The 12,862-nt window shown below is 48.4% G+C and carries 13 protein-coding genes; 4 read left to right on the top strand and 9 right to left on the bottom strand.

The window, feature by feature from the left end:
- Positions 1 to 94: 94 nt before the first annotated feature.
- The 7 genes from ACJB0T_RS14175 to ACJB0T_RS14145 all read right to left on the bottom strand — a co-directional run bounded on the left by ACJB0T_RS14175 (position 95) and on the right by ACJB0T_RS14145 (position 7,776).
- The gene (locus ACJB0T_RS14175; RefSeq protein WP_479289059.1) at positions 95 to 295 is read right to left on the bottom strand and encodes a hypothetical protein; all 201 of its coding nucleotides are present in this window, start codon (positions 293 to 295) and stop codon (positions 95 to 97) included.
- Positions 296 to 373: 78 nt separating this feature from the next.
- On the bottom strand, positions 374 to 1,810 hold the full coding sequence (menE, locus tag ACJB0T_RS14170; RefSeq protein WP_479289058.1) for an o-succinylbenzoate--CoA ligase: 1,437 nt from the start codon (positions 1,808 to 1,810) through the stop codon (positions 374 to 376).
- Positions 1,810 to 2,814, bottom strand: coding sequence for an o-succinylbenzoate synthase (gene menC, locus ACJB0T_RS14165; protein WP_479292204.1), 1,005 nt, complete (start codon positions 2,812 to 2,814; stop codon positions 1,810 to 1,812). The genes menE and menC overlap by 1 nt, the downstream gene beginning before the upstream one ends.
- A 197-nt stretch (positions 2,815 to 3,011) precedes the next feature.
- A complete protein-coding gene (menB, locus tag ACJB0T_RS14160) occupies positions 3,012 to 3,878 on the bottom strand; it encodes a 1,4-dihydroxy-2-naphthoyl-CoA synthase (RefSeq protein ID WP_353498138.1) in 867 nt (288 codons plus the stop codon).
- A 12-nt stretch (positions 3,879 to 3,890) separates the two neighbouring features.
- Positions 3,891 to 4,745, bottom strand: a complete 855-nt coding sequence (gene menH, locus ACJB0T_RS14155) for a 2-succinyl-6-hydroxy-2,4-cyclohexadiene-1-carboxylate synthase (protein WP_479289056.1) — start codon at positions 4,743 to 4,745, stop codon at positions 3,891 to 3,893.
- A gap of 8 nt (positions 4,746 to 4,753) precedes the next feature.
- On the bottom strand, positions 4,754 to 6,472 hold the full coding sequence (gene menD, locus ACJB0T_RS14150) for a 2-succinyl-5-enolpyruvyl-6-hydroxy-3-cyclohexene-1-carboxylic-acid synthase (RefSeq protein ID WP_479289055.1): 1,719 nt from the start codon (positions 6,470 to 6,472) through the stop codon (positions 4,754 to 4,756).
- Complete coding sequence (locus ACJB0T_RS14145; protein ID WP_479289052.1) at positions 6,469 to 7,776, bottom strand: isochorismate synthase; 1,308 nt, start codon at positions 7,774 to 7,776, stop codon at positions 6,469 to 6,471. The genes menD and ACJB0T_RS14145 overlap by 4 nt, the downstream gene beginning before the upstream one ends.
- Before the next feature lie 228 nt (positions 7,777 to 8,004).
- Between ACJB0T_RS14145 and ACJB0T_RS14140 the strand changes: the two genes are divergently transcribed.
- The 3 genes from ACJB0T_RS14140 (at position 8,005) to ACJB0T_RS14130 (ending at position 11,253) form a co-directional block, all read left to right on the top strand.
- Positions 8,005 to 9,219, top strand: coding sequence for a pyridoxal phosphate-dependent aminotransferase (locus ACJB0T_RS14140; RefSeq protein ID WP_112478927.1), 1,215 nt, complete (start codon positions 8,005 to 8,007; stop codon positions 9,217 to 9,219).
- An 82-nt stretch (positions 9,220 to 9,301) separates the two neighbouring features.
- Positions 9,302 to 9,886, top strand: coding sequence for a 5'-deoxynucleotidase (gene yfbR, locus ACJB0T_RS14135; protein WP_479289050.1), 585 nt, complete (start codon positions 9,302 to 9,304; stop codon positions 9,884 to 9,886).
- A 14-nt stretch (positions 9,887 to 9,900) separates the two neighbouring features.
- Entirely contained in the window at positions 9,901 to 11,253 is a 1,353-nt protein-coding gene (locus ACJB0T_RS14130; protein WP_479289049.1) for an anti-phage deoxyguanosine triphosphatase, read from the top strand.
- 39 nt (positions 11,254 to 11,292) lie between these two features.
- On the opposite strand, the gene ACJB0T_RS14125 is transcribed toward ACJB0T_RS14130, so the two are convergent.
- The gene (locus ACJB0T_RS14125) at positions 11,293 to 11,904 is read right to left on the bottom strand and encodes a tRNA-uridine aminocarboxypropyltransferase (RefSeq protein WP_479289047.1); all 612 of its coding nucleotides are present in this window, start codon (positions 11,902 to 11,904) and stop codon (positions 11,293 to 11,295) included.
- Here ACJB0T_RS14125 and rrtA point away from each other — a divergent pair.
- Positions 11,903 to 12,460, top strand: coding sequence for a rhombosortase (gene rrtA, locus ACJB0T_RS14120; protein ID WP_479289045.1), 558 nt, complete (start codon positions 11,903 to 11,905; stop codon positions 12,458 to 12,460). The two genes, ACJB0T_RS14125 and rrtA, sit on opposite strands and share 2 nt — an antisense overlap.
- Here rrtA and ACJB0T_RS14115 read toward each other — a convergent pair.
- Positions 12,450 to 12,743: a ComEA family DNA-binding protein gene (locus ACJB0T_RS14115; protein ID WP_479289044.1), complete on the bottom strand. Its 294-nt coding sequence runs from the start codon at positions 12,741 to 12,743 to the stop codon at positions 12,450 to 12,452. The two genes, rrtA and ACJB0T_RS14115, sit on opposite strands and share 11 nt — an antisense overlap.
- Positions 12,744 to 12,862 lie beyond the last annotated feature (119 nt).

Below are 12,862 nucleotides of genomic sequence, written 5' to 3'. Positions count from 1 at the left end.
GTGAACTGGGTTCACAGCGCGTTGTGTGAGATTCCCTTGTTCAAGGGAATGACGTTGTTCTAGAGCAGAGTTTAAGAACAGGCAGGCTACTTAGCTAAGCTGAATTACTGGTATCAGTGGAAGGCGATAGAGCGCTCTTGTTTGAACTAGAAGCCGACTTTGATTTCTTGTGGTTCAAGTAAAGGATCGCTGTGAGCAAAAAGGCGGTTAACTCTGCAAGTGCTTGTGGCAATCCATCAGAGGTCAATGCAAGACCTATCTGCAATCCTATCGCGACCATTAATAGCTTGTTCATTCCCTTCCGTCTCGCTTAGCCAATTCAATAGTGGCTATTATGGTGAGCCTTGCTTGGAATGAACAATGCCGATTTGGACTATGAAATAACGATAAAATCCGACTGAGTGGCAGCAAGCCACTGCTTGACGTCTCGACGAGCGACTTTTATCCCTGATGAGGTCAGTCGATTTGGCATTAAGAAGTAGCCAATTGGGTGTTTGAATTTTGCCAGCAGAGGGGTGAGTTGTTCACGCATTTTGCTAATCTCAGGTTGACTCGTTGCCTGCACGACAGCCACACATCGTGCACCAAACTCTTCATCCTCAACAGGCACCACCATTGCTTGGCTGATAAAGCTCAGACTATTCAGTGCTGCTTCAACCTCTTCACAGTGAACATTCTCACCGCCGGAAATAAACAGGTTATCAGCGCGGCCAATAACACACAGCTCTTGTTGTGTATTCCAGCAACCAAGATCTTTGGTATCAAACCAACCAGACTCCATCACAAGCGGGCTAATCTTTCCTTGCACAAAGTAACCACAGGCTAGAGTGTCACCCGCGACATAGATTCGCTCATTTTCTATTTTTAGCGCTCGGTGTGGCAGTAGAGTACCAGAAGAAGCAATCGTATCAACACGCTTTGCGGTCACCGTTGATGCGGTTTCTGTCATGCCATAGCCCATCCAAGACTCAATCCCACGAGCCTCTGCACTCTCCACTAATGTCTGAGCAATATGACTGCCTCCAAGCAACACTTGCTCTAGTGATGTCGGCCACTGATTATCAATGATTCGCTTAAGCTGAGTCGCAACAAGCGAGGCATGGGTGACATTCGCAATATCTGCTGCAAAGTTTCCAGAAGCAATGTTGAGCGTTGCACCCACAGTTAGCCAGCGCCAAACAATGGCCAGCCCAGAGACATGGAACATAGGTAGGCTTAACAGCCAAGAGTCATCAGCGGTAAAGCGAAACCGCTGCAATAAGCCCTCTGCCGATGCGAGATGATGAGATGCACGATGAGCGACGGCTTTAGGTCGTCCCGTTGAACCAGAAGTGAAGACAATTGAGACAACGGGTTCGGTCATCTCAATGGCACTCGTGAGCTGTGAATCCGCTATGGGACTATCATCATCGAATCGTTCGACGCGATAAAGCTCATGCTCATCACGCTGAGCCGTTAACTCGTCCCATTGACAGTGACCCCAGACATTCGCCGGCTCATCAGTGCGATACAAGGTATCAAACTTAGCGATAAGCTGAGATTTGGATTGGTCACTGAGCAAGGCAGGAATAACGCCGTGAGCGAGGCAGGCGAGATAACGAAGTACCAAGCTCTGCTCTGCTCTGCCAACAAGACATACGACATCTCCCGGTGCTAATTCTTGCTCAACTAAGCATTGACCGAGTGATTGAATGTGTTCACAAAGCTCACGCCACGTCATAGCGTGGGCTCCGTTTTTAATCGCAATCTTGTCCGGAGTGAGCTGCGCCCAATGCTCCCAAAGAGGGAGCGGAGAATTAACGGAGGTCATTAAGCCTCATCATCGCCATGTGACTGCCAATACAAGGTTTGCTCTGCCAGCGTTTGCACCGGCAGCAAACATCCGGGCCATGGCGTTTCAAGCTGAGCGCCAAATAACTGCATCGTATCCAGCCCTGGTGTTTCTTCTGGATTGAGCCAATTTGCCAGTCGTGCAAGCTGCCCAAGTCCGATACTCGATTCAAGGCTAGAGCTTATCACCACTTGAATGGCATGTGCTTTTGCTTCTTCCACCAACGCCATGCACTTGTCGATGCTGCCAACTAAGGTCGGTTTTATGATCAGCGCTTTCACGCCAGTAAGATGTTTAACTGCGAAGTCACTTTGGTGAACAGACGCTTGCAAGGTTTCATCCCAAGCGATAGCAATACCAGTATCAATTGCGAATGACACGCTGTCACCAGGTTGCTGGCAAGGTTCCTCAATAAAGGCAATACGCTGTCTGAGCGATGGCGCGACATATTTGGCGAACTGTTTGGCTTTTTCCAGCGTCCAAGAACGGTTCGCATCGAGCCTTAATGTGAGGTCTGGTATGGATTCTAGCAATAGGCTAACAATCATCCCATCACGGATAGCTTCGTAAAGGCCAACCTTAATCTTGGCGACTTTCTTACCTTGCATGTTATTGAGCTTAGGGATCAGCTCGTCTGGGTCACCACTGCATAGTGGCGCTGCGCGATAGTTGCCTTCCGCAGGTAGCTTACCGTCCAGCTCTAGCAACGCGGCCGAGAGGCCAAACGCCACCGAAGGGTAACAGCTTTCGATATCGGTCGGTTGATGGTGAACCCATAATTCGAGCTGGGCTTGAGCTTGGACGCCAGCCGCTTCGAGCGACTCTTGACTGAATCCAGGTAACGGGGCGATTTCACCCAATGCAACGCGGCCGTTGTCACTGAGTTCAATAATCCAACCTTCCCTTGCAGTGAGCTTTTGCTCGCGAAGAATAACACCGCTGTCCATAGGCAGACAGTAGCGATAGAGTTTTGCTTGTCTCATGGTCGTTCCCACTTCATAAGAAGTCATCACAGCCACCTTGAGAAGAACGGTGACTATGAACAATACACCGGGTTAGGCCGCGGTAAGGGCTAAGAGTTCCCCAAAATATGGTATTCATGCACTATATTGAGCGCTCTCTCAACCCACCGCTACCAAACGTAAATAGGCTGCCAAAAGGCAGCCATTACACGTGTAAATTATGGGTTTCTTGGGAACTTGTCAAAGTCAGGGCGACGTTTTTCGTTAAACGCGTTACGACCTTCCTGACCTTCTTCGGTCATGTAGAACATCATAGTTGCGTTACCCGCAAGCTCCTGAAGACCTGCTTGACCATCACAGTCAGCATTCAGCGCCGCTTTCAGGCAGCGAAGCGCCATTGGGCTATGCTGAAGAACTTCACGACACCAGCGTACGGTTTCCTTCTCAAGATCAGCAATTGGCACAACGGTGTTAACCAGTCCCATGTCCACAGCTTCTTGCGCGTCGTAGAAACGACATAGGAACCAAATCTCACGAGCTTTCTTCTGGCCAACGATACGTGCCATGTAGGACGCACCCCAACCACCATCAAACGAGCCAACTTTTGGTCCCGTTTGACCAAATTGCGCATTGTCTGCGGCAATCGTTAGGTCACACATCATGTGCAGTACGTGACCACCACCAACAGCCCAGCCCGCTACCGATGCAATCACAGGTTTTGGACAAGTACGGATCTGACGCTGGAAATCCAATACATTCAAGTGGTGAGTGCCTGAATCATCTTGGTAGCCGCCGTAGTCGCCACGGACACTCTGATCACCACCAGAGCAGAACGCTTTTTCACCAAGGCCGGTTAGGATGATAACGCCGACACCTTCATCGTAGCGTGCATCCGCTAGCGCTTTGATCATTTCGTTGACGGTACGTGGCGTGAACGCATTGTGTACTTGTGGGCGAGCTATGGTGATTTTTGCAATGCCATCTTTTGACTTGTGATAGGTGATCTCTTCAAAGTCACCAGTTACATCAGCCCAATCAACGGGTGCGTATAGCTCTTCTTCTGTTAATCCAACGGTTTTAGCCATGATCTATTCCAACTATTTTACTGAGCCTAAGCTCATTTGTTCTAGATAAGTGCGCAGCCGTGAGGCAAAAGCCACAGGCTGCTCTTTGTGTACGTTATGGCCTGCATGGGCAATAGGCTCATAATCGAGCCCACTGACAACGGCAAGCTGAGTAAATTTAGTATCGCACTCACCACAAATATAAAGTGGCTTTCGATGTTCTGAGAACGACAGCGTTCTCACACTTGGGAGTAAGTCTGGCTGCTTAGCCAATGATGTGGCCAGCAGCATGTCGCTCAATGCACTTCCAAGGTTAACACTGCGCTTAGCAATCAAAAGTTGTCTTTGCTCATGATTTAGTGAAGAAAACACATTTTGCTGATACCAATCGGCCAAAACCACACCAATCTCTTCCTGCTTAAAGCGCTGAGCCCATTGGCTATCACTGCACCAACGTGCGGCTTTTTGCTCATCGTCAGGTAAGCCAAAATTGCCCCCCTCAATCACTAGGCCACTAATATTTAGCTCATTGATCATTTCGTGTGTCGTGCGGTGCTTGGTCATCAAATACATCAAAAGACGTGCGCCAAGTGAGTAACCAACCAAACAAACCGGCACTGTTGCACTTAATGTATGTGCTTGAATACAGTCTAGTATTGTCGCAGTGATCATTCTGCAAACTTGATCAAAACTTACGCCTTGAACGGGGCAACTTTTTCCGTGTCCAGGAAGGTCAATCGTCAACTGGTGATATTCAGGTAGCGCTTGATTTACCGCATCCCAGTCATCACCTGCCCCCAAAAAACCGTGAGCAAACACCACCAAAGGCGCTTCAGGCAATGAGTGAGAAGGTATGTAGCAATACGCTAATCGTTCAAGCTCAGACATATTGGATGTCATTGGGCAGAGTTATAGTCATTAGCCACGCTTTGCCCAAGCTGGCGAATCATCTCCCCAACTTCGCGAGGTTGAGTGGTCACTTCTAATAGTAAAGTACCTTCACCCTGAGAGAGATGGTGAGCCACAGCTGACTCTAATTCAGATTTGTCTTGTGGCGCATGATAGTACAAACCAAATTGCGCCGCAGCATGATGGAATTGGTAACCGTGAGGCATTTGATAATACTGTGACTTTTGCTCTGAAGGCGCGGGTAGCATGTCAAAAATAGCGCCGCCATCATTATTGGTCACGACAATCACACATGGCTTATTAGAATGTGAGAACAGAGCCAACGAGTTCAAATCGTACAGTAGTGAGGTATCACCGATATACAGCACTAAAGAGCGTCCACTCCCCTTTTGCACACCTGCTGCCGTTGCCACCAGACCATCGATACCCGAGGCACCACGATTACTGTAGGTTTCAATCGCTGGCATAGATGTCAGCATATCCACCAGGCGTACAATCAAGCTGTTACCGATAAACAAGTCCACACTGTCTGGCAGCGTCTCAATACTTCTCGCCACATCAAACTCAGTTAAATGTGGCGTGCTAAGAAGATTCGACCTCACCGTATTCGAAGCGTCGATGAGCCCCTCTGCCCAGCCTGAAAATTGAGCTTGTGGAAGCGTTTTTAATGCCGCATAGAGCCAATCCTTAACGTTGACACAAAGCTGCTTTTGTCTGAGGTGACTTGGATTTAGCCTATCAAGAACAGAAGCAAGTAGTACGTACTCGCACCCTACTTCGACTTGATGATCAATCCAACTTAATAATCGCTTGGACACCAGTCTCGACCCGACCTGCAAGATAAAATCAGCCTGCGCCAGTGCGTCACTGGCCGCTTTGTTTTGCAGCCAAATATCGTAACGCTGCCAACGCTCACTCACACCTGATTGCGGATCGCAAAGCACAGGCCAACCAAGGTGATTGGCAAGCGCTAGCGCCTGTTTGGCTTCAGCAAGACGAACGCTACCGACAACAATGACGCCTTTACGAGCAGCAAGATTAAGTGACTTTGAATCTTGAGCGAAGTCATGCAGCTTGTTTTCTGTGTAACCAGAGAAGCAATCACTACTTGCTTGCCATACACCAACACTGGCTAGGTAGTCGGCAAATACCGTTTTATCTTCCCCACCATAAAGAGGCTCTGGGAATGGACAGTTAATATGAATACTACCGCCACGCAGTTTTTGCTCAGCGAAAGCATAATCGATGGAGGTGAGGAGCCAAGGCAAGGGCACTTGTGTCGATGGCGAAGGCAAACCAAGCGCATGATTGACATGTGAAGAGAAAATTCCGGTTTGATCGATAGCTTGGTTAGCACCGCAACCGACAAGCTCTACAGGCCTGTCGGACGTAAGCAATATCAATGGCTCTTTGGTAAGTTTGGATTCTGCCACCGCCGGCAATAAGTTCGCAACAGCGGTTCCAGACGTGACGATAACGGCCACTGGGCTTTGCGTACTTTTAGCAAGCCCCAACGCGAAAAAGCCAAGACCACGCTCATCAAAATGTGTGTGAATCGTGAGCTCTGAATGTTCAACCGCCTCTAAAGTAAGCGGCGTTGAGCGGGAACCTGGAGCGATACAAACATGTCTTACGCCTTGGCGATAACATTCTTCCAGTAATACTTGTGTCCAAACGCGATTGAGGGCTGCTTGATGCTGGCTCATGAAGCCACTCCAAGAGACGGGTTATCAGAAATAAGGCTAAGCAGTGTCGACATTTTCTTGTCTAACTCTTGCCATTCGTGTTCAGCGACTGAACCTGGAACAATGCCCGCACCGGCAAACAATTGAACCTCATCTTTCATTAGTAGAGCGCTGCGAATAGCAACGCAAAACTCAGCACGTTCATGGCTTAAGTAACCCACAGAGCCTGCATACCATCCCCGAGCGAACGGCTCTCTTTGTTCTATAAACGCCATTGCTTCGTTGCGAGGCAAGCCGGCTACCGCCGCTGTCGGCTGGAGTGCTTGCAGTAGCTGCACCGCGTTGATGCCTTTGTTTAACTGGGCAACAATATTGCGTTTTAAATGCTGCACCTTGCGAAGGCGCACTAAGCGAAGCTCTTGCTCTAAATGAACCTCATTGGAATGAGGCGCTAAGCTTTGCAAAATGTCATCAACCACGTATTGGTTCTCGTTGATGTTTTTCACATCTTGCGTCAGCCAGTTAGCCAGCTTCATATCATCAGCGGCATTATCACCGCGTCCGATGGTGCCCGCTAAGGCTTCCGTCTCAAGCTGCTGACCTACTCGGCGATAGAGCCGCTCTGGTGTCGAGCCAACAAATGCCAACTCTTTGGAAAGCACCATCATAAAATGGAAGCTATGATGATTTTCTCGATAACTGGCTTTGAGCAATTGTGCAGGTGAAATCGGCTGTTTGACATCAACCGTGGTTTTGCGCGCGAGTACCACTTTCTTGAACTGATTATTTTCAATGCCCGTTAGCACGTCACCAACAAGTTGATGCCACTGCTGCTCGCTTGGAGTGTGAGTTAGGCTTGAAATTGACGTGGCAAGCGGTGGCAATTCAGCAACATCGATCACCAGTTGCTTGAGTGCGGCTATTGCTTTTTCGACGCTCATACTGATGTTGACGGCAATACGCCAGCTTTCATCGAAGCGTATCAGTTCAATTTTCGGCAAGAAGAAAAAGGCTGGCATACAGCGGCGGCTTTTGTCTGTATGGCCATCGAAGGAGCGCCCACCCCAAACACGCTGATTTTCTGCCAAGATAGTATAAGCGGGTGCGGCTTCAGAGAATGTGTGTAATTGACCAAGCGCTACTACCTCTTCACGAGTGTCGCGAGATTGCCAATAAAACTTCGGATAATGAGGTTGCGCTTCCAGCCAGTCAATGCAGTGAGACTTAGGACATCCCTCGATGTTTTGCTCCAGTCGTTTACAACCTTGCGGGGCAGTTTCAAGTTTGCTGACAAGTTGAGCGATAGCTGTTGTTAACTGAGACAAATCAACCTCATAACCTTAAAATTTGTTCCTATATACACGAAATACTCTATTTCTACCAACCCTATAGATCAAGCCACAAGGCGATTAATTGCTCATGATGTCAACCTGCTCACATCTCCGCCTTTTGGCAGCGTGCTTTATTTTCCACTTTGATCAGATTTTTATTCTTTCAAAAGCCAATTTGGTGTAATTTAGTAAAGAAATTATCGAATTTTTAGGAATTAAACAATGAAAAATATCGGGATGTCGTCAAAACTCGATAATGTCTGCTACGACATTAGGGGTCCTGTACTCAAACATGCTAAGCGCATGGAAGAAGAGGGACATAAAATACTGAAACTCAATATCGGTAACCCGGCCCCGTTTGGTTTTGACGCCCCTGATGAAATCCTAGTCGATGTCATCAGAAACCTGCCGACTTCACAAGGTTACTGTGACTCCAAAGGTATATACTCCGCTCGTAAAGCGGTAGTTCAACACTACCAACGCAAAGGCATCCGCAGTCTCGACGTTGAAGACGTATACATTGGTAACGGCGTATCTGAGCTTATTGTAATGGCGATGCAAGCGCTGTTAAACAACGGCGATGAAATGTTAGTTCCCGCTCCTGATTACCCGCTATGGACTGCTGCGGTGTCACTTTCCGGCGGTAACCCAGTACACTACCTATGTGACGAAGAAGCGGACTGGTATCCGGATCTTGATGACATCAAAAAGAAAATCACGCCAAAAACACGCGGCATTGTTCTTATCAATCCTAACAACCCTACCGGAGCCGTCTACAGTCGTGATTTCCTGCTAGAAGTCATCGAAATTGCACGCCAGCATAAACTGATTATCTTTGCTGACGAGATTTACGACAAAGTTCTTTATGACGGTGCGACTCACACTTCAGTCGCAACACTAACAGAAGATGTGCTCGTGATGACCTTTAACGGTCTGTCCAAGTCTTATCGCGTTTGTGGTTTCCGCGGCGGCTGGATGTTCATGACAGGACCAAAGGAAATGGCAACAGGCTACATCGCTGGTCTTGAAATGCTGGCTTCGATGCGTCTTTGCGCCAACGTACCTATGCAGCATGCGATTCAAACGGCGCTGGGTGGATATCAGAGTATCAATGAGCTTATTTTACCGGGCGGCCGCTTACTCGAGCAGCGCGATAAAGCGTATGAGTTGATCACTCAGATCCCTGGTGTATCGTGCGTCAAACCAAAAGGCGCCATGTATCTGTTCCCCAAAATCGACACGAAGATGTACAACATCAAAGACGACCAGAAGATGGTGCTCGATTTCCTCAAACAGGAAAAAGTGTTACTGGTACAAGGTACTGGCTTTAACTGGCCGAAACCGGACCACTTCAGAATCGTGACCCTTCCACATGTGGAAGACTTGGAAATGGCCATTGGCCGATTTGAGAAGTTCCTGTCGACCTACAGTCAGTAACTCTTTCATATTGATACAATAAAGCCTATTCTTAATACGCGCCCAACCTCTACTGGGCGCGGATTTAAGGGGAAAACGTTGTATGAAAGAAAGTCACTTTTTCGCTCACCTTGCACGCATGAAATTGATCCAGCGTTGGCCTCTCATGCGCTCAGTCTCTACCGAAAATATTTCCGAACACAGCCTGCAAGTCGCCTTTGTCGCTCATGCTCTGGCCATCATCAAAAACAAAAAATTCGGTGGTAATACCAATCCAGAACGGGTTGCTATTTTAGCCATGTATCACGACACCAGTGAAGTGTTGACTGGTGATCTGCCCACGCCAGTTAAATACTACAACCCGGAAATCGCCAAAGAATACAAAAAGATAGAAGCCGCCGCCGAGCACAAACTTTTGTCACTTCTCCCAGAAGAGTTTCAAGAAGACTTTAAGCCATTCTTGATCTCTAACGCCGCTCACGAAGAGGACGCACAAATAGTGAAGCAGGCTGACTCGATCTGTGCCTACCTCAAGTGTCTTGAAGAACTCAGTGCAGGCAATCACGAGTACGCTCTTGCCAAAAAACGCTTAGATGAAACCCTTCAAGAGCGAAAGACACCTGAGATGGATTACTTTCTTCATACCTTTGCGCCAAGCTTCGAGTTGTCACTCGACGAAATTAGTTAGCAACAGGAGAGATAATGACATTAGGTACCGACACTCCAAACGCCATTTCTCTTGAACCATTAGACATCTGGCAGGTCAGGCATAGTGACGAGCACAAACTTCGTCGTAATGACCATCGCGACCCTTACCAGCGCGACCGAGCGCGTATTCTTCACTCTGCTGCATTTCGTCGACTACAAGCGAAAACGCAGGTTCATGGCACAGGCGTGAATGACTTTCATCGCACCCGATTGACGCACTCCTTAGAGGCCGCGCAAATTGGCTCTGGCATCGTGGCTCAGCTCAAGCAAAAGCAGCCACAATTCGCAGAGTTACTGCCAAGTGATGCGTTAATCGAAGCATTGTGTCTGGCACACGATATAGGTCACCCGCCTTATGGTCATGGTGGTGAAGTCGCGCTGAACTATATGATGCGAGAATACGGCGGCTTTGAGGGTAATGCCCAAACGTTTCGTATTGTGACCCAGTTAGAGCCATACACTGAAGCCCACGGGATGAACCTGACCCGAAGAGCCTTGTTAGGGCTTTTGAAGTATCCAGCATTTATTAGCCAGACGCGCTCAGACAAGCAGCCTCATGCGGTGGCCAATCAGCGCCAGTTAAAAGCCAAAGACTGGTCGCCTGCAAAAGGTATCTACGATAAAGACTCGGTGCAGTTCAATTGGATTTTACAGCCGTTAACCCCGCCCGACAAGGCGCTATTTCAGACCATGCGTGCACAGCAAACATCGCCACTCGGGCATCGTAAGACTCGATTTAAGTCGCTTGATTGTTCCATTATGGAGCTCGCTGACGACATCGCTTACGGCGTCCATGATTTAGAAGATGCGATTGTGTTGGAGCTTATTGATAAGCAGCGATGGCAGCAAAGTGCGGCAGAAGCGTTAAGAAACCTCGAGCCAAACTGGTTGACCCAAAATATTGATTCTATCTCAGAGCTCTTGTTCTCCGGTAAGCATTATGAGCGCAAAGACGCCATTGGCGGTATCGTTAATGCGCTACTGACCAGTATTAAAGTCGAACCGGTGCCCGACAGCCAATTTGAAAGTCCGCTACTGGCCTATAACGCCTATCTTGAAGAAGGGATGGCAGCAGTGCTCGACGTGCTCAAACAGTTCGTTAGTCAATATGTGATTCAGGTGCCAAGAGTGCAGATTGTCGAGTACAAAGGACAGCAAATCATTATGGATTTGTTCGAGGCCTTCAACGCCGATCCTGAGAGGCTGTTGCCTGAATCGACATGTCAGCTGTGGAGAAAGGCGTGTGGCCAGCATGACGATGGCATGCGCGTTATCGCTGACTACATATCAGCGATGACCGATGGTTATGCGCAGAAGATGCATCAGCAATTGTTTGCCGCAAGCTAAGACAAGTCCACCCTACGAAGGCTAACCTTATTTGAACCCCTACTGCTTGTCTAGGTAGTTACGCTCAAACACGCCTTTTGGCATATTGTCGATTTGAAAGCCGATCATCTCATTAAACGCTGTGATTAACGGCGTAAAGTCGACATTCGGTTCAATTGACTCAAGCAGATAAAAGCCGGCTTCCACCGTTGATAGCGCATTACTCGATGGGGCTTTGCGGATGCGGTAGTCCCCTATCAAGTCATCGGCAAGCTTAACAAGCGCTAGGGAATGTAAGTTGGAGGATAACTTCCACATCTTAAAGGCTTTCTTCCACGTCCCATCAAGAAGTATTACGCGAAGAGGTTTGTCTCCCGCGTCGGTTTTCACATCTGACACGGTTCGCGCCCCTTCCCCCGGATAGAGAACCACACTTTGATAGTGCTCGTCGGCCAGTAGCGTATTGAGCTCTTCATGCTGACTAAAATCTTCGCCAACAAACAAACGAGCATTCTTAAGGGATAACGACAGGATGCGTGCGGTACCCAGTGGCCGCTTTTCTTCGCTGCTATGCTGCAAAATGATCAATTGTGTGTCACAGTGGATGGGCTCTATCCACTGACAAATACATGCCCGCTTAGCTTTGAGGCATTTTGGACAATAACGAGACATGGACACTTCTTTCGTCATAAGGCTATCGCTGTTTAGTTTACTGTGCGCATTGCTGCAAATCCCTGCGCTACAAAACTGGGTTGAATGGAACAAACTGGCAATCTACTCCGGCCAGTGGTGGCGGATAGTAACAGGAAATTTCTCACACACCAACTTAGCACACCTTGGCATGAACCTCGCCGCTCTCTGGGTGATCTGTTATCTGTTTCGCCCCAGTTGGCGCCTATTAATGTTAGTCACATTTTCCAGCGCCGTTTTGGTTGGCACTGGCTTGCTGCTTAGCTCACTCAGCTACTATTTAGGACTCTCTGGCATTTTGCACGCAATCTTCGCATTTTGGGCGCTTAAAGAGTCTCTCGAGGGGCGAAAGTCAAGCTGGCTGTTGGTGTTTGGTGGTGGTTTGAAAGTCGGATGGGAGCTGTATTTTGGCGGCTCAGCGGCTACATCAGCGCTCATTGAAGCCAATGTGGCAGTACAAGCCCACGCTATTGGTTTAGCTGCGGGCTTTGGGTTAGCGTTGCTCCATCACAATCGCTGCGCAGCCGCTAAAGGATAATTCGGTCTCGGTTTTTCTCTACCGTCGCCGCGCCGATGCCTTTCACCTGAGTTAAATCATCTGCAGACGTGAACTTGCCGTGCTGCTTTCGATAATCAACGATTTTTTGCGCCTTCTCAATACCGACTCCTTTTAAGAGCTCTGCCAGCTCCTCTGGCTCGGCTTGGTTAATGTTCACTGTAATATCTATACCTTCCAGTTTATCACCGTCAGCAGCCCATACAGTCGCAGTTGGTGCTGCTAGCAACATAACCGCAAGCCAAAGTGTTGTGAGTAATTTCATAATTGTCCCTTTTTTAGTTGGTTTAGGAGTGAGCCAACATAAGGGAAGCGAGTTTGGAAGGAAGTCTGACAGGTAGAAACTATAACGGACTGCATAAGCAGTCCGTTATTATTGAACTA

It is taken from the genome of Vibrio sp. CB1-5 (genome assembly GCF_059412285.1).
This window is presented reverse-complemented; position numbering and strand designations above follow the sequence as displayed.

Bases quoted from the DNA above. Each gene is read 5' to 3' on its own strand.
- ACJB0T_RS14175 (WP_479289059.1), bottom strand. From the start codon at position 295: ATGAACAAGCTATTAATGGTCGCGATAGGATTGCAGATAGGTCTTGCA.
- menE (WP_479289058.1), bottom strand. From the start codon at position 1,810: ATGACCTCCGTTAATTCTCCGCTCCCTCTTTGGGAGCATTGGGCGCAG.
- menC (WP_479292204.1), bottom strand. From the start codon at position 2,814: ATGAGACAAGCAAAACTCTATCGCTACTGTCTGCCTATGGACAGCGGT.
- menB (WP_353498138.1), bottom strand. From the start codon at position 3,878: ATGGCTAAAACCGTTGGATTAACAGAAGAAGAGCTATACGCACCCGTT.
- menH (WP_479289056.1), bottom strand. From the start codon at position 4,745: ATGTCTGAGCTTGAACGATTAGCGTATTGCTACATACCTTCTCACTCA.
- menD (WP_479289055.1), bottom strand. From the start codon at position 6,472: ATGAGCCAGCATCAAGCAGCCCTCAATCGCGTTTGGACACAAGTATTA.
- ACJB0T_RS14140 (WP_112478927.1), top strand. From the start codon at position 8,005: ATGAAAAATATCGGGATGTCGTCAAAACTCGATAATGTCTGCTACGAC.
- yfbR (WP_479289050.1), top strand. From the start codon at position 9,302: ATGAAAGAAAGTCACTTTTTCGCTCACCTTGCACGCATGAAATTGATC.
- ACJB0T_RS14130 (WP_479289049.1), top strand. From the start codon at position 9,901: ATGACATTAGGTACCGACACTCCAAACGCCATTTCTCTTGAACCATTA.
- rrtA (WP_479289045.1), top strand. From the start codon at position 11,903: ATGGACACTTCTTTCGTCATAAGGCTATCGCTGTTTAGTTTACTGTGC.
- ACJB0T_RS14125 (WP_479289047.1), bottom strand. From the start codon at position 11,904: ATGTCTCGTTATTGTCCAAAATGCCTCAAAGCTAAGCGGGCATGTATT.
- ACJB0T_RS14115 (WP_479289044.1), bottom strand. From the start codon at position 12,743: ATGAAATTACTCACAACACTTTGGCTTGCGGTTATGTTGCTAGCAGCA.